The organism is Streptomyces sp. NBC_01481, from assembly GCF_026339995.1.
In the GTDB taxonomy this organism is placed as follows: Bacteria; Actinomycetota; Actinomycetes; order Streptomycetales; family Streptomycetaceae; genus Streptomyces.
This window is the reverse complement of sequence record NZ_JAPEPT010000001.1, coordinates 1,425,910-1,441,847: the sequence shown is the minus strand read 5'-3', so window position 1 is coordinate 1,441,847 and position 15,938 is coordinate 1,425,910. Positions and strand designations below refer to the sequence as shown.

The following is a 15,938-nucleotide window of genomic DNA, read 5'->3' as shown; positions in this document are numbered from 1 at the left end:
GGTGCTACTGGTTCTGGTTCTCACCGCGGTAGTACTCGAACACCCAGCCGAACAGGCCGACCAGGATCATCGGAGCCGAGAAGTACAGCAGCCACCAGCCGAAGGCGACGGCGAGGAACGCGAGCGCACCACCGAAGGCCAGCGAGAGCGGCTGCCAGCTGTGCGGGGAGAAGAACCCCACCTCGCCGGCCTCGTCCGCCACGTCGGCGTCCTTGTTGTCCTGCGCCATGGCGTCCACTCGCCGGGCCGTGAAGGCCAGGTAGTAGCCGATCATGATGCTGAGGCCGAAGCCCATGATGAGCGCGGTGGTACCGGCCGGCTCCTTCGACCACACGCCATAGACGATGCCCATGGCGAGGATGAAGACGCTCAGCCAGAGGAACATCTTGCCCTGGATCCTCACTTGCCTGCCTCCTTACCGCCGTTGATGGCCGTGCCGGCACCATGCGTCTCGAGCTGGTCGAGCGCCGCGATCTCCGGGTGGTGCAGGTCGAACGCCGGGGATTCGCTGCGGATCCGCGGCAGGGTGAGGAAGTTGTGCCGCGGCGGCGGGCAGGACGTCGCCCATTCGAGCGAACGGCCGTAGCCCCACGGGTCGTCGACCTCGACCTTCTTGCCGTACTTGGCGGTCTTCCAGACGTTGTAGAAGAACGGCAGGACCGACATGCCGAGCAGGAACGAGCTGATCGTCGAGATGGTGTTCAGCGTCGTGAATCCGTCGGCGGCCAGGTAGTCCGCGTAACGACGCGGCATGCCCTCGGCACCCAGCCAGTGCTGCACCAGGAACGTGCCGTGGAAGCCGATGAACAGCGTCCAGAAGGTCATCTTGCCGAGCCGCTCGTCCAGCATCTTGCCCGTGAACTTCGGCCACCAGAAGTGGAATCCGGCGAACATCGCGAAGACCACGGTGCCGAAGACGACGTAGTGGAAGTGCGCGACAACGAAGTACGAGTCGGAGACGTGGAAGTCCATCGGGGGCGAAGCCAGAATGACGCCGGTCAGTCCACCGAAGGTGAAGGTGACCAGGAAGCCGATCGTCCAGAGCATCGGTGTCTCGAAGGACAGTGAGCCCTTCCACATGGTGCCGATCCAGTTGAAGAACTTCACACCGGTCGGTACCGCGATCAGGAAGGTCATGAAGGAGAAGAACGGCAACAGCACGCCGCCTGTGACGTACATGTGGTGCGCCCACACCGTCACGGACAGACCGGCGATCGCGATGGTCGCGCCGATCAGGCCGATGTAACCGAACATCGGCTTGCGGCTGAAGACCGGGATGATCTCCGAGACGATGCCGAAGAAGGGCAAGGCGATGATGTACACCTCTGGATGGCCGAAGAACCAGAAGAGGTGTTGCCACAGCAACGCGCCGCCGTTGGACGCGTCGAAGATGTGCGCACCGAACTTGCGGTCCGCCTCCAGCGCGAAGAGCGCGGCGGCAAGCACCGGGAAGGCGAGCAGGACCAGCACACCGGTCAGCAGCACGTTCCAGACGAAGATCGGCATCCGGAACATCGTCATGCCGGGAGCACGCATGCAGATGATCGTGGTGATGAAGTTGACCGAACCGAGGATCGTGCCGAAGCCGGAGAAGGCCAGACCCATGATCCACATGTCGGCGCCGACACCCGGCGAGCGGACCGCGTCCGACAGCGGGGAGTAGGCGAACCATCCGAAGTCGGCCGCACCCTGCGGGGTGAGGAAGCCGGCCACCGCGATGATCGAGCCGAAGAGGTACAGCCAGTACGCGAACATGTTCAGCCGCGGGAACGCCACGTCGGGCGCGCCGATCTGCAGCGGCATGATCCAGTTCGCGAATCCGGCGAACAGCGGCGTCGCAAACATCAGCAGCATGATCGTGCCGTGCATCGTGAACGCCTGGTTGAACTGCTCGTTCGACATGATCTGCGTGCCGGGACGGGCCAGCTCGGCGCGCATGAAGAGCGCCATCAGTCCGCCGATGCAGAAGAACGCGAACGACGTGACCAGGTACATCGTGCCGATGGTCTTGTGGTCAGTGGTGGTCATCCACTTCACGACCACATTGCCCGGCTGCTTGCGCCGTACCGGCAGCTCGTTCTCGTACGAGTCGTCAGCTGCTGCGGCGGCACCCTGAGGTTCGTTGAGGATGCTCACAGTTGGTTCTTCTCCGCATTCCTGGCCGGGTCCGTCTGCTCAATGCCCGACGGGATGTAGCCGGTCTTCCCCTCTTCCGCCAGCTCCTTCAGGTGCTGCTGGTAACGCTCCGGGGAGACGACCTTGACGTTGAAGAGCATCCGGGAGTGGTCGACGCCGCAGAGCTCGGCGCACTTGCCCCTGAATGTGCCCTCACGGGTGGGGGTCACCTCGAAGACGTTGGTGTGCCCCGGGATGACGTCCTGCTTGAAGAGGAAGGGGAGGACCCAGAAGGAGTGGATGACGTCGCGAGAGCTCAGGATGAACCGGACCTTCTCGCCCTTGGGCAGCCACAGGGTCGGGCCCGGGTTGCCGTTCTGCGGATTCCGGGTGCCCGGGACACCGGCGTCGTAGACGCCGCCCGCGTTCGCCGGGAAGTCCGCGCGGTACTTGTCCGGAATGGCGCCCAGGTTCTTGTCGGCCTTGGCGTCACCCGTGGAGCCTGCCACGTTCTCGATGTAGTTGAAGCCCCAGCTCCACTGGTAGCCGACCACATTGACCGTGTGGGCGGGCTTGGAGAGAGCGAGGAGCTTCGTCTCGTCACGCGCGGTGAAGTAGAAGAGCACCGAAACGATGATGAGCGGAACAACCGTGTACAGGGCCTCGATGGGCATGTTGTACCGGGTCTGCGGAGGTACCTCCACCTTGGTGCGGCTGCGCCGGTGGAAGATGACACTCCAGATGATCAGCCCCCACACCAGGATGCCCGTGACGAGCGCTGCCGCCCACGAGCCCTGCCAGAGGGAGAGGATCCGGGGCGCCTCCTCCGTTACCGGGGTGGGCATTCCCAGGCGGGGGAAGTCCTTGTATGTGCAACCGGAGGCGGTCGCCAGGACCACGCCCGCGGTCAGCACCTGGAGCAGCTTCCGCCGCATCGGGCGCCGCGACGAGCGGTCGGAGCCGTTGGGACTCACGTAGCGCCTTCCCGAGAGTCTCGGCCCGCGCGGCATGCCGCGGCCGTCTCGCTGGTCGGTCGCCGGCCCTGACGCGGGCAGGGGTTTGGATGTTTATGCGGACCAAACCCTACTGGACGCTATTTGGGGTCGCGCGGGGAGGGTGCCCAACGCGCCGTCCGACACCCCGAAGGGATGGAAAGCCCCTGGAATCCCGGCCTCCGGCAGGCTTCTGACGCCCCTTCCGCGTACTGGAGTTAGCGTGGCGATGTGCCTTACTTCGATGTCGCTTCCTCCGCTCCGCTGCACCCGGTCGCCCGGCAGGCCCTGCAGGCTTCCCTCGACGAGGGCTGGGCCGACCCGGCCCGGCTCTATCGCGAGGGGCGGCGCGCCAGGCTGCTGTTGGACGCGGCGCGGGAGGCGGCGGCGGAGGCCGTGGGCTGCCGCCCGGACGAGCTCGTGTTCACTCCTTCGGGGACGCGCGCGGTTCACCTGGGAATTTCCGGCGCGCTTGCGGCGCGTCGGCGTGTCGGGCGTCACCTGGTCGTTTCCGCGGTGGAGCACTCCTCGGTGCTCCATTCGGCGGGCGCGTACGAGGGGGCGGAGGGCGGGACGGTGACCGAGGTCCCGGTGGACCGGGCGGGCGCGGTGTCCGCGGCAGCCTTCGGCGCTGCCCTGCGCGAGGACACCGCGCTGGCCTGTCTGCAGTCCGCCAACCACGAAGTCGGCACGGAGCAGCCGGTCTCCGAGGTCGCCGACGCCTGCCGGGCGGCCGGGGTGCCGCTGCTGGTGGACGCGGCGCAGTCACTCGCGTGGGGACCGGTGACCGGGGACTGGTCGCTCCTCACGGGCAGCGCGCACAAATGGGGCGGCCCGGCGGGGGTGGGGCTGCTCACCGTACGCAAGGGTGTCCGGTTCGCCCCCCGAGGTCCCGCCGACGAGCGGGAGTCGGGGCGGTCGGCGGGCTTCGAGAACATCCCGGGGATCGTGGCGGCGGCGGCCTCGCTGCGGGCGGTGCGGGCGGAGGCGGCGGACGAGGCGGTACGGCTGCGGGTCCTGGTGGACCGGATCCGCGCGCGCGTGCCGGAGCTGGTCCCGGATGTGGAGGTGGTGGGGGATCCGGTGCGGCGGCTCCCCCATCTCGTCACCTTCTCCTGTCTCTATGTCGACGGAGAGACTCTGCTGCACGAACTGGACCGAGCGGGGTTCTCCGTCTCCTCGGGCTCCTCCTGTACGAGCAGCACGCTCACGCCGAGCCATGTGCTGAGGGCGATGGGGGTGCTCTCGGAGGGCAATGTCCGCGTCTCGCTCCCCCTCGGGACACCGGAGGAGGACGTCGACCGCTTCCTGGAGGTCCTGCCGGGGGTGGTCGCGGAGGTACGCGAACGCCTCGGCGCGCCCGTCTCGCCTGCCGCGACGGCGGGGACGGCGTCCCTGGTGGTGGACGCGCTCGGGAAGCGGTGCCCGATCCCGGTGATCGAACTGGCGAAGGTGATCGGGGACGTGCCGGTGGGGGGCACGGTGACGGTGCTCTCGGACGACGAGGCGGCGCGGCTGGACATTCCGGCGTGGTGCGAGATGCGGGGGCAGGAGTATGTGGGGGAGGAGGGGGCGGAGCGGGGCGTGGCGTATGTGGTGCGGCGGGTGGTGTGAGGGCTCCGCTGCGCGGGGCGCCCCTTCCAACAACTGGGGGCGAGCCCCCAGACCCCCGTATGCGACCTTCGGCCGCATGTCCTCATACGCCGGACGGGCTGAATAAGGGGGTCCGGGGGCGGAGCCCCGGGTTTACTTCAGGTGGGTCCTGACCTCGGCCGCCGCGTCGTGGCCGTACGCCTTCGTGAAGCGGTCCATGAAGTGCGCCCGACGCAGCGTGTACTCCTGTGTGCCCAGCGTCTCGATCACCAGCGTCGCCAGCATGCAGCCCACCTGCGCCGCGCGCTCGTGGCCCACGCCCCAGGACAGGCCCGACATGAAGCCCGCGCGGAACGCGTCACCGACGCCGGTCGGGTCGACCTTGGCGTCCTCCTCGGGGCACCCGACCTCGATCGGCTCCTCGCCCTCCTGCTCGATGCGGACGCCGTTCGAGCCGAGGGTGGTGACCCGGGTGCCGACCTTGCCCAGGATCTCGGTGTCGGTCCAGCCCGTCTTGGACTCGATGAGCCCCTTCTCGTACTCGTTCGAGAAGAGATAGGTGGCGCCGTCCAGGAGCGTGCGGATGTCGTCGCCGCTCATGCGCGCGATCTGCTGGGAGAAGTCCGCGGCGAACGGGATGGAGCGGGTCCGGCACTCCTCGGTGTGGCGGAGCATCGCCTCGGGGTCGTCCGCGCCGATCAGGACGAGGTCGAGGCCGCCGACCCGGTCCGCGACGGACTTCAGCTCGATCTGGCGGGCCTCGCTCATGGCGCCGGTGTAGAAGGAGCCGATCTGGTTGTGGTCGGCGTCCGTGGTGCACACGAAGCGCGCCGTGTGCAGGACTTCGGAGATCCGGACGGACGAGGTGTCCACGCCGTGGCGGTCGAGCCAGGCGCGGTACTCGTCGAAGTCGGATCCGGCCGCGCCGACGAGGATGGGCCCGCTGCCCAGCTGGCCCATGCCGAAGCAGATGTTGGCGCCGACACCGCCCCTGCGGACATCGAGGTTGTCGACCAGGAAGGAGAGGGAGACCGTGTGCAGCTGGTCCGCGACCAGCTGGTCGGCGAAGCGGCCGGGGAAAGTCATGAGGTGGTCAGTGGCGATGGAGCCGGTGACTGCGATTCGCACGGCGAGGACGCTCCTGTGGCGGGGTGGCGTTGACAGTTAACGCTACCGGGTTTGGGCGCCCGCACTGAAGTGCGGAAACTACCCGATAGTAGGCCTTTTGTCATGGACCCCCGATGCATACGGTGCGGATATGACGAAGCCCATCGCCCGGCGCGAGCCGCGAGAGTCCGAGATCAGTCTGGCCCAGCTGCGCGGAGATTGCGCGCGAATGGCACCCCACTGGGTGGTTCCCGCGGCCGCCGTTCCCGCTCCCGTGCCTCCGTCGCACATTCATGGTGTCGTGGTACCGGCGTCTTCGGCCAGGTTGCTCGACGCCATGTCCGAATACGGCGACTGAGTCAAGGGCGTACAACCCAGGGCGCACAACTGAGCGCGCGCAAGGGAACCGTGCGCTCCCCCGCTCCGTCCCATCCGTGACCCCGTGCGACGGGGTCACGGAGACAAGGAGCGATGCGGTGAGCAGTACGGAAGACACGCACGACAGCCCCCGCCGCCGGCGTTCCCCGTTCGCCGTCGCCTCGGTGGCGGCGGCGGTGCTGGTCGCGGGCGGGGGTACGTACTTCGCGACCGCGGGCTTCGGGGGCGGCCACGGCAGCGCCGACGCCAAGAGCGGCGCGCCGGGCCGCGGCGGCAATCCGCCCCCGCTCGCTGTCGACGGCCGTACGGAGGGCGGGGACCGGGGCGGCATCGCGCCCGGTGAGCCCGACCCCTCGGGCGGCGGCGTGGTCTACAAGGCCGAGGGCAAGCTGCCGGCCGGACCGGCCGAGGCCGCTGTCCACCGTACGAAGGGCGCCGTGACCGCGGCCGAGGTGACCCGGCTGGCGAAGGCACTCGGACTGCCGGGCACACCCCGGCTGGTCGGACCGGCCTGGAAGATCGGGGCGGACAAGGACGGCGCGGGCCCCCTGCTCCAGGTCAACAAGCAGGCGCCGGGCACCTGGACCTTCGCACGGTTCGTGGCGACACCGGGCGGCGACAACTGCCTGAAGGGCAAGGAGTGCCCTGCGCGCGGCGAGACCTCACCGACGGGCGCGAGCCCCGTGACTGAGGAGGCCGCGAAAAAATCCGCGTCGCCCGTACTGAAGGCGCTCGGTCAGAGCGACGCCGATCTGGACGCACGCCAACTGATGGGCGCGGTGCGCGTGGTGAACGCCGACCCGCTGGTCGACGGGCTGCCGACATACGGCTGGACGACCGGGATCCAGGTCGGCGCGGACGGTCATGTGGTGGGCGGCAGCGGGCAGTTGAAGACGCCCCTGAAGAGCGACGAGTACCCGGTGATCTCGGCCCAGGAGGCGCTGAAGCAGCTGAACAAGGACTCCGGAGGCAGCGGCACGATCGGGATCGGCGGCTGCGCCACGCCGGTGCCGCTGGAGGGCGAGCAGAAGCCCGAGACCCCGTGCACGCCGAAGACCAGGGTGAAGGGTCCGGAGCAACTGACGGTCACCAAGGCCGTGTTCGGTCTGGCCGCGCAGTACGTGGACGGGCAGCAGGCGCTCGTACCGTCGTGGCTGTTCGAGGTGAAGCCGAAGGGCGGCGCCGAGCCGTTCACGGTCACGCAGCTCGCCGTGGACCCGAAGTATCTGAAGGAGACCACTCCGCCGCAGCAGGACATCAGGCCGACCGAGCCGCCGCAGACTCCCCCGGCACCGTCCGACCGGCGTATCGAGTCCTACACCGTGAGCGGGCGGACTCTGGCCCTGACCTTCTGGGGCGGTGTGTGCAGCGACTACGCGGCGAAGGCGAGCGAGAGCGGCACCTCGGTGTCGGTCCGGATCGTCGAGACGAATCCCGACCCCGGCCGGGTCTGCATCGCCATCGCCAAGGAGATCACCGCGAAGGTGACGCTGGACAAGCCGCTGGGCGACCGGAAGGTCGTGGACGCGGCGACGGGTGAGGCCATCCCGGCGAGGCCGTCCGTCCCGGCGAAGTAGCACGCGGTCACACGAAAAGAGCATACGAAGGCGGCGGCCCCGGCATCGGGGCCGCCGCCTTTCGTACGTGCGAGGTACGAAGCCTTAGCTGAAGGAGTCGCCGCAGGCGCAGGACCCGCTGGCGTTCGGGTTGTCGATCGTGAAGCCCTGCTTCTCGATCGTGTCCACGAAGTCGATGGACGCGCCACCCAGGTACGGGGCACTCATCCGGTCGGTGACGACCTTGACGCCACCGAAGTCCTTGACGACATCGCCGTCGAGCGAGCGCTCGTCGAAGAACAGCTGGTAGCGCAGGCCCGAGCAGCCGCCGGGCTGAACGGCCACGCGCAGCGCCAGGTCGTCCCGGCCTTCCTGCTCCAGCAGGCCCTTGACCTTGGCCGCGGCGGCGTCGGACAGGAGGATGCCGTCGCTCACGGTGGTGGTCTCGTCCGATACGGACATCTGCTTCTCTCCCGGGTTGTACGGAGACTGCTTGCCGACGGTTGCAACCGGCGGGGCCCGGGATTCATTCCGGGCGAGCCCTGGTCTTTCCCCTTCATGCTCGCACACCGGCCCAGCGAGGGGGTGTCCGGCGGATCAGGCTGGATCAGGGAGCGGCGTCATGCGGCTTCGGAACCAAGGCGGAGGAGAGAGGCATGGCGGAGCCATGCCGACCGACGACAACGCAGGAGACGGAGTCGCAGGGCGTCGCGAGCCCAGCCTGATCCGCCGGACACCCCCTAGGGGCAGCGACCTGTGGACGGCGGGGTGTACCGGGGGTGTACGGGAGGGAGCAGGGGGGTGCGTCACATCGACGCTATGGACATCGTCAAAGTGACGTGAAGCAGTTATGATAGATAGCGTCAAATAGACGAGAAGTGCCTCTGCAGAAGAGAAAGGGTGCGTGACGTGACCACCGCCCAAGCCCGCCCTGAGCTCGACGTCCAGCCGACGCCGCTCGCCCTGCTGCTGCTCGGCCGCGAGGCCGACCCCAGGAGCGAGCGCGGCGTGGAGTGCCCCGGCGACCTGCCGTCCCCGTCCGACCCGGACCTGGTGGAGCGCGCCCGCGCGGCCAAGGAGAAGCTCGGCGACAAGGTCTTCGTCCTCGGCCACCACTACCAGCGCGACGAGGTCATCCAGTTCGCCGATGTCACCGGCGACTCCTTCAAGCTGGCCAAGGACGCCGCGGCCCGGCCGGAGGCCGAGTACATCGTGTTCTGCGGTGTGCACTTCATGGCCGAGTCCGCGGACATTCTGACCTCCGAGGACCAGAAGGTCGTGCTGCCCGACCTGGCCGCCGGCTGCTCGATGGCCGATATGGCGACGGCCGAGCAGGTCGCCGAGTGCTGGGACGTACTGTCCGAGGCCGGCATAGCCGAGCAGGTCGTGCCCGTCTCGTACATGAACTCCTCGGCGGACATCAAGGCCTTCACCGGCAAGCACGGCGGCACGATCTGCACGTCGTCGAACGCCAAGCGTGCGCTGGACTGGGCCTTCGAGCAGGGCGAGAAGGTGCTCTTCCTCCCCGACCAGCACCTGGGGCGCAACACCGCGGTGCGCGAGATGGGCATGTCGCTCGACGACTGCGTCCTGTACAACCCGCACAAGCCGAACGGCGGGCTGAGCGTCGAGCAGCTGCGGGACGCCAAGATGATCCTTTGGCGCGGGCACTGCTCGGTGCACGGCCGCTTCTCGCTCGACTCGGTCAACGACGTACGCGAGCGGATCCCGGGCGTGAACGTCCTCGTCCACCCCGAGTGCAAGCACGAGGTCGTGGCCGCCGCGGACTACGTCGGCTCGACGGAGTACATCATCAAGACGCTGGAGGCGGCCCCGGCCGGTTCCAAGTGGGCGATCGGCACCGAGCTCAACCTGGTCCGCCGGGTCGCGAACGCGCACCCCGACAAGGAGATCGCCTTCCTCGACAAGACGGTCTGCTTCTGCTCGACGATGAACCGCATCGACCTGCCGCACCTGGTGTGGGCGCTGGAGTCGCTGGCCGAGGGCAACCTGGTCAACCGGATCCAGGTCGACAAGGAGACGGAAAGCTTCGCGAAGCTCGCGCTGGAGCGGATGCTGGCGCTGCCGTAACGCTTGCGCTGTGCCTGCGAGGGGGCGCCCCGGCCGATTGCGGCCGGGGCGCCCCCCCTTTGCGGACAGGGCTAGCGGGTGATCAGGTCGGCCAGTTCCGCCGGGCGGCTCAGCGCGAGGAGGTGTCCGCCGGGCATCTCCTCGACGGTGATGCCCAGTCGTTCGCGCGCGATGCGGCGCTGGAAGTCGAGCGGGAAGAACCGGTCCTCACGCCCCTGGATGCAGCGGGTGGGGACGTCCGGCCAGGTGCTCAAAGGCCAGGGCTGAGTGAACACGGCCACCGTCGGTCCGGCCTCGCCCTGGGTCATGGCCTCCACGGTCACCTCCTGCGGAACGTCGTGGAAGAAGTCGGTCAGCATGTCGAAGGCCGCGTCCGGGTCCCGGCCCTCCTGCACCGCGAAGGCCGCACGGGCCTTGGCCTGACCGGTGTTCGCCCACCAGTCACCCGCGCTCTCGCCGGGGGCCGGCACCATGGGGCTGAGCAGGATCAGCCCGTCGACGGGGATGCGCTCGCAGACGAGCGGGGCGATGAATCCGCCCAGCGACTGCGCGACGAGGACGAGTTCGCCGCCCGTGGGCGCGCCGATCGCCCGCACGACAGCGTCGGTGTACTCGGCGAGACCCGCGGACTCGTCCTGGGGCAGGTCCATGGTCACCACGTCATGGCCACGTGCGCGCAGCTCGGGCACGACCAGGTGCCAGTACCACGCGCGGCCGTCCGCGCCGGGGATCAGTACGTACCTCGTCATGCGACTCTCCTTACCCCTAAATCACCCCAAAAGCACCGCACCCGGCCGCGTCCCCCACAAGGGATCGCCGCCGGGTGCGGTGCTTCGCGTCTGGTTACACGCCTGCCGGAGCCGGTTCCTCCGCTTTCTCGGAGTTCGGCTCACTCGCCGCGCCCGACCCGGCTGCCCGCTTCGCCGCCTTCTTCTTGGCGCGGCGTTCCTTGCGCAGCTCCACCATCGCGTACAGCGTCGGCACCAGCAGCAGCGTCAGCAGCGTCGAGGTGATCAGACCACCGATCACCACCACCGCCAGCGGCTTGGCGATGAAGCCGCCCTCGCCGGTGACGCCGAGCGCCATCGGGAGCAGCGCGCAGATCGTCGCCAGTGCCGTCATCAGGATCGGGCGGAGCCGGTGGCGGCCGCCCTCGACGACTGCTTCCACCACGCCCAGACCCTGGGCCCGGTACTGGTTGATCAGGTCGATCAGCACGATCGCGTTGGTGACCACGATGCCGATGAGCATCAGCATGCCGATCATCGCCGGGACGCCCATCGGCGTACCCGTCACGATCAGCAGACCGAGCGCGCCGGTCGCCGCGAACGGGATGGACACCAGCAGGATCAGCGGCTGGACCAGGCTCCGGAACGTCGCCACCAGCAGCATGAAGACGATGGCGATCGCCGCCAGCATCGCCAGGCCCAGCGAGGCGAAGGCGTCGTCCTGACCGGAGGAGACGCCGCCGATCGAAGCGGTCGCGCCCTCCGGGAGGTCCAGGGACTTCAGCTTGCTCTGGAGCGAGGCGGAGACCGCGCCCGTGTTGTCCCCGGTCGGCTTCGCCGTGATCGTCGCGGCCCGCGAGCCGTCGATCCGGGTCATCGAGACCGGGGCCGGGACCAGCTTCACATCGGCGATCTCACCGAGCTTCACCGCGCCGAGCGAGAGGTCGCGCAGCTCGGCCAGCGTCGTGGCCGGCTTGGCGGAGGTGATGACGACATCGCGCTCGGTGTCGTCGAGGATCGCCTTGCCCGAGGGGGTGCCGCGCACCGCCTGGCCGACGGCCAGACCCAGCGTGGTCTCGTTGAAGCCCGCGTCCGCGGCCTTCGCGTTCGCCCGGGCGGAGATCCGCGGGATGCTCTGCGCCAGGTCGCTCTGTACGTCGGTGACGTCGTCGAGCTTCGCGACCTCGGCCCGTACCGCCTCCGAGGCCTTCTTCAGGGTGTCCGCGTCGGACGCCTTGACCACGACGCTCAGGTCCTGGTTGCCGAAGCCGTCGCCCGCCGCGATCGTCGTCTCGCCGATGCCCTTGAGCTTGCCGAGTTCCTCGTCGATGCGGTCGCGGGTCTTCTCGTACGACCCCGCGTCCTTCAGCGTGAGCTGGTAGGAGGCCTGGTTGGCGCCCGTACCGCCGCCGAAGGCCGCCAGGAAGCCGGAGGAGCCGACGGTGACCTGGTAGTCCTTGATCTCGTCGATGCCGTCGAGGACCTTCTCGACCTTCCTGGCGGAGGCGTCGGCCGCCTCCAGGCTGGTGCCGGGGGCCAGTTCCTGCTTGACGGACATGACCTCCTGCTCGCCCTGGTCGAAGAAGTTGGTCTTGAGCAGGGGCGCCATGCCGAAGGTGCCGACGAGGACGAGCAGCGCCATGGCGACGCTCGTGAAGCGGCGACGGGTCGCGAAGCGCAGCACCGGGACGTACAGCCGCTGGAGCGGGCTGCGCGCCTCCTTCTCCTCCGCCTTGCGCCGGGCCTCCTCCGGGTCGATGCCGCGTACGGCCTTCGGCGCGCGCAGGAACCAGTACGAGAGCACCGGCACGACGGTCAGCGAGACCAGCAGCGAGGCGAGCAGCGCCGCCGTGATGGTCAGCGAGAACGAGCCGAACAGCTCGCCGACCATGCCGCCCACCAGGCCGATCGGCAGGAACACCGCGACCGTCGTCAGCGTGGACGCGGTGACCGCACCGGCCACCTCCTTGACCGCGGTGATGATCGCGCTCTGCCGCTCCTCGCCGTAGCCGAGGTGCCGCTTGATGTTCTCCAGGACCACGATCGAGTCGTCGACAACCCGGCCGATCGCGATGGTCAGCGCGCCCAGCGTGAGCATGTTGAGCGACAGGTCGCGGGTCCACAGCACGATCAGCGCGAGGACGACCGAGAGCGGTATGGAGACCGCGGTGACCAGGGTGGAGCGGAGTGAGGCCAGGAAGACCAGGATCACGATGACCGCGAAGAGCAGGCCGAGCGCGCCCTCGGTGGTCAGACCGGAGATCGCCTTGGAGACGGCCGGGCCCTGGTCTGAGACGACGGTCAGCTCGGCGCCGGACCCCAGATCCTTGCGGAGCTTGGGCAGCTTGTCCTTGACGGCGTCCGAGATGGCGACTGCGCTGCCGTCGTTGTCCATGGTGGCGAGGACGGCGAGGCTCTGCTTGCCGTTCGTACGGGTGATGGAGACCCGCTCGGACTCCTCCTGCTTGACCGTGGCGATGTCACCGAGGCGCACGGGCCTGCCCTTGACCGGGGTCACCCGCAGGTCCTCGATCTGCTGCAGCGTTGTGAAACCGCCGCCGACCTGGACGGTGCGGCTCTTGCCGTCCTCGGAGAAGGAACCGGCGGGCATGGTGGCGCCGCCCGCCTTGAGTGCCTCGCCGAGGGCCTGGGTGTTCAGGCCCGCGGCCGCGAGCTTCTTCTCGTCGGGGGTGACGGAGACCTGCAGGTCCTGGACACCGTCGACCGAGACCTGTCCGACGCCGTCGATGTCCTCGATGGCCGGGACGACGGTGCGCTCCAGCTGGTCGGCCAGCGCCTGCTGGTCCTTGGACGAGGTGACGGCGAGGACGACGGTCGGGATGTCGTCCGTCGAACCGGCGACAACCTGCGGGTCGACGTCCTCGGGCAGCTGGGTGCGGGCCCGGTTCACGGCCTGCTGGACATCGGCGACGAGCTGCTTCGTGCCGTCCCCGTACTCGAAGCTGGCCATGATCACGGCGTTGCCCTCGCTCGCCGTGGAGGTGATCCCCTTGATGCCGTCGACGGCCTTGAGGGTCGATTCGAGCGGTTCGACGACCTGCTTCTCGACCACATCGGGGGACGCGCCCTGGTAGGGGGCGAGCACCGACACCATCGGGAGCTCGATGGAGGGCAGCAGCTGCTGCTTGAGCTGCGGGATGGCGATCGCTCCGAAGACGATCGCGACGATCGACATCAGACCGACAAGGGCCCGTTGCGACAGGCTGAATCTGGACAGCCAGGACATGGGGTCTCTCTTCTGTGGCTTGCGCGGCAGGAAGGACTCGAAGGGGGGCACAGCTGCCCGCTTATACGATCAGGCATTCGAAGAGGCCCGACCGTCGCTCCCAGGTCCCGTTCCTTATGCCGCGCATACCGCAGCTGGAGTAGGCGGACCGCCGGCTCACTCCACCCTTGGACGTACCAGGCCCGATTCGTACGCGACAACCACCAATTGGGCGCGGTCGCGGGCGCCCAGTTTCGCCATCGCCCGGTTCACATGGGTCTTGACCGTCAGCGGGCTGACCGCGAGACGCTCGGCGATCTCGTCGTTGGAGTGGCCCCCGCCGACCAGGACGAGGACCTCGCGCTCGCGGCCGGTGAGCCCGGCAAGGCGCTCGGAGTACGCCTGGGTCTCCTGCCCGTCGTCCGACGTGCCGCCCTGCGCGAGGAACTTGGCGATCAGGCCCTTGGTGGCGACCGGCGAGAGCAGCGCCTCGCCCGCGGCGGCGATCCGGATGGCGTTGAGCAGTTCCTCCGGTTCCGCGCCCTTGCCGAGGAAGCCCGAGGCCCCGGCCCGCAGTGACTGCACGACGTACTCGTCGACCTCGAAGGTGGTGAGCATGACGACGCGTACGTGCGCCAGCTCCGGGTCCGCGCTGATCATGCGGGTCGCGGCGAGCCCGTCCGTACCGGGCATCCGAATGTCCATCAGGACCACATCGGCCTTGGCGGAGCGGGCCAGGGCGAGAGCCTCGGCGCCGTCCGCGGCCTCGGCGACGACCTCCATGTCGGGTTCGGAGTCCACCAGGACCCGGAACGCGCTGCGCAGCAGTGTCTGGTCGTCGGCGAGCAGCACCCTGATCGTCATCTGTCCTCCCCCGTACGGGTCTTGAGAGGAAGTATCGCCTGCACACGGAAGCCGCCGCCGTAACGGGGGGCGGCAGTCAGCGCCCCGCCGAGTGCCGTGACCCGCTCGCGCATCCCGAGCAGACCGTGGCCGCCGCCGTCCGTCTGCCCGTCAGGGTCCACTCCGTTGTCGAGGACCGTGACCTCCAGCGTCGCGCCGACCCGGATCACGCTGACCTCGGCCTTGGCGTCCGAGCCCGCGTGCTTCTGCACATTGGTCAGGGCCTCCTGGATGATCCGGTACGCCGCGAGGTCGACGGCGGCCGGAAGCCGGACGCCGTCGTCGGCGCGGGCCACCTCGACCGGCAGTCCGGCCTGCCGGAAGGTGACGACCAGCTCGTCGAGGACCTCGAGGCCGGGAGCCGGTTCGGTGGGGGCCTCGGGGTCGCCGGACTGCCGCAGCAGTCCGACCGTGGCACGCAGTTCGTTGAGCGCGGAGCGGCTGGCCTCCCGCACATGGGCGAGGGCCTCCTTGGCCTGGTCGGGGCGCTTGTCCATGACATGCGACGCGACTCCGGCCTGCACATTGACCAGGGCGATGTGGTGCGCGACCACATCGTGCAGATCGCGGGCGATCCGCAGCCGCTCCTCGGCGACCCGCCGCCGGGCCTCCTCCTCACGGGTGCGCTCGGCGCGCTCGGCCCGTTCCCTTATCGCGTCGACGAAGGCGCGGCGGCTGCGCACGGCATCGCCGGCGGCCGCCGCCATCCCGGTCCAGGCGAAGATGCCGAGGTTCTCCTGCGTGTACCAGGGGGTCGAGCCGAAGAACATCGCCGCGCCGGTCAGCACGGTCATGGTCAGCAGGCCGACCCGCCAGGTGGTGGGCCGGTCGGTGCGCGAGGCGACCGTATAGAGCGCGATCACCGCGCTCATCGCGACCGGGGCCGGCGGCTCCCCCACGACCAGCTCGAAGACGGACACCACTCCGGTGAAGACCAGGACGGGCATCGGGTTGCGGCGGCGGAAGACGAGCGCCCCGGCCACCAGGACCATCAGCACCACACTGCGCAGCTCGGGGGTGCGGCTGCCGAACTCCGGGCCGTGCCGCCCGTTCGGGTCGGCGAAGGATCCGGCGACCATACAGACCAGCACGACCGCGGCCAGCGCGCCGTCCAGCGCCAGCGGATGCGCGCGGAGCCAGTGCTGGGTGCGGGCGAACCCGGTGGCGAATGAGGTCACATCGAGCAACGGTACGGCGTGCCGCGGCAGCCGCGTACACCCGCGAGCACAGCAGAAAACAGCAGAATGCC

General features: G+C 69.0%; 13 protein-coding genes. 4 read left to right on the top strand and 9 right to left on the bottom strand.

The window, feature by feature from the left end; genetic code table 11:
* Positions 1-4: 4 nt before the first annotated feature.
* The 3 genes from OOK40_RS06620 to coxB are packed head-to-tail and all read right to left on the bottom strand — an operon-like array spanning position 5 to position 3,089.
* The gene (locus OOK40_RS06620; RefSeq protein WP_266477272.1) at positions 5-403 is read right to left on the bottom strand and encodes a cytochrome c oxidase subunit 4; all 399 of its coding nucleotides are present in this window, start codon (positions 401-403) and stop codon (positions 5-7) included.
* On the bottom strand, positions 400-2,136 hold the full coding sequence (gene ctaD, locus OOK40_RS06615; RefSeq protein ID WP_266477270.1) for a cytochrome c oxidase subunit I: 1,737 nt from the start codon (positions 2,134-2,136) through the stop codon (positions 400-402). Before ctaD ends, OOK40_RS06620 begins: the two co-directional genes overlap by 4 nt.
* Positions 2,133-3,089: a cytochrome c oxidase subunit II gene (gene coxB, locus OOK40_RS06610; protein WP_266477269.1), complete on the bottom strand. Its 957-nt coding sequence runs from the start codon at positions 3,087-3,089 to the stop codon at positions 2,133-2,135. Before coxB ends, ctaD begins: the two co-directional genes overlap by 4 nt.
* 249 nt (positions 3,090-3,338) lie before the next feature.
* On the opposite strand from coxB, the gene OOK40_RS06605 reads away from it, so the two are divergent.
* On the top strand, positions 3,339-4,721 hold the full coding sequence (locus OOK40_RS06605; protein WP_266477267.1) for a cysteine desulfurase/sulfurtransferase TusA family protein: 1,383 nt from the start codon (positions 3,339-3,341) through the stop codon (positions 4,719-4,721).
* A gap of 132 nt (positions 4,722-4,853) precedes the next feature.
* Here OOK40_RS06605 and OOK40_RS06600 read toward each other — a convergent pair whose 3' ends face one another.
* Positions 4,854-5,828 (bottom strand): carbohydrate kinase family protein, encoded by a 975-nt coding sequence (locus OOK40_RS06600; RefSeq protein WP_266477265.1) that lies wholly within the window; start codon positions 5,826-5,828, stop codon positions 4,854-4,856.
* A gap of 130 nt (positions 5,829-5,958) precedes the next feature.
* On the opposite strand from OOK40_RS06600, the gene OOK40_RS06595 reads away from it, so the two are divergent.
* On the top strand, positions 5,959-6,165 hold the full coding sequence (locus tag OOK40_RS06595; RefSeq protein ID WP_266477263.1) for a hypothetical protein: 207 nt from the start codon (positions 5,959-5,961) through the stop codon (positions 6,163-6,165).
* A 118-nt stretch (positions 6,166-6,283) separates the two neighbouring features.
* A complete protein-coding gene (locus OOK40_RS06590) occupies positions 6,284-7,762 on the top strand; it encodes a hypothetical protein (protein WP_266477261.1) in 1,479 nt (492 codons plus the stop codon).
* Between the two features lie 84 nt (positions 7,763-7,846).
* Here the strand turns inward: OOK40_RS06590 and OOK40_RS06585 are convergent, their stop codons facing one another.
* A complete protein-coding gene (locus OOK40_RS06585; RefSeq protein ID WP_108148255.1) occupies positions 7,847-8,203 on the bottom strand; it encodes an iron-sulfur cluster assembly accessory protein in 357 nt (118 codons plus the stop codon).
* A 438-nt stretch (positions 8,204-8,641) separates the two neighbouring features.
* Here OOK40_RS06585 and nadA point away from each other — a divergent pair, with 438 nt between their 5' ends.
* Complete coding sequence (gene nadA / locus OOK40_RS06580; RefSeq protein WP_266477257.1) at positions 8,642-9,832, top strand: quinolinate synthase NadA; 1,191 nt, start codon at positions 8,642-8,644, stop codon at positions 9,830-9,832.
* Between the two features lie 71 nt (positions 9,833-9,903).
* Here the strand turns inward: nadA and OOK40_RS06575 are convergent, their stop codons facing one another.
* The 4 genes from OOK40_RS06575 to OOK40_RS06560 all read right to left on the bottom strand — a co-directional run bounded on the left by OOK40_RS06575 (position 9,904) and on the right by OOK40_RS06560 (position 15,867).
* Positions 9,904-10,581, bottom strand: a complete 678-nt coding sequence (locus OOK40_RS06575; RefSeq protein ID WP_266477255.1) for an alpha/beta fold hydrolase — start codon at positions 10,579-10,581, stop codon at positions 9,904-9,906.
* A gap of 94 nt (positions 10,582-10,675) precedes the next feature.
* Positions 10,676-13,807 (bottom strand): efflux RND transporter permease subunit, encoded by a 3,132-nt coding sequence (locus tag OOK40_RS06570; protein ID WP_266477253.1) that lies wholly within the window; start codon positions 13,805-13,807, stop codon positions 10,676-10,678.
* A gap of 156 nt (positions 13,808-13,963) precedes the next feature.
* Entirely contained in the window at positions 13,964-14,650 is a 687-nt protein-coding gene (locus OOK40_RS06565) for a response regulator transcription factor (RefSeq protein WP_266477251.1), read from the bottom strand.
* A complete protein-coding gene (locus OOK40_RS06560) occupies positions 14,647-15,867 on the bottom strand; it encodes a sensor histidine kinase (RefSeq protein ID WP_266477249.1) in 1,221 nt (406 codons plus the stop codon). The genes OOK40_RS06565 and OOK40_RS06560 overlap by 4 nt, the downstream gene beginning before the upstream one ends.
* Positions 15,868-15,938 lie beyond the last annotated feature (71 nt).

Bases quoted from the DNA above. Each gene is read 5' to 3' on its own strand.
- OOK40_RS06595 (WP_266477263.1), top strand. From the start codon at position 5,959: ATGACGAAGCCCATCGCCCGGCGCGAGCCGCGAGAGTCCGAGATCAGT.
- OOK40_RS06585 (WP_108148255.1), bottom strand. From the start codon at position 8,203: ATGTCCGTATCGGACGAGACCACCACCGTGAGCGACGGCATCCTCCTG.
- OOK40_RS06575 (WP_266477255.1), bottom strand. From the start codon at position 10,581: ATGACGAGGTACGTACTGATCCCCGGCGCGGACGGCCGCGCGTGGTAC.
- OOK40_RS06570 (WP_266477253.1), bottom strand. From the start codon at position 13,807: ATGTCCTGGCTGTCCAGATTCAGCCTGTCGCAACGGGCCCTTGTCGGT.
- OOK40_RS06565 (WP_266477251.1), bottom strand. From the start codon at position 14,650: ATGACGATCAGGGTGCTGCTCGCCGACGACCAGACACTGCTGCGCAGC.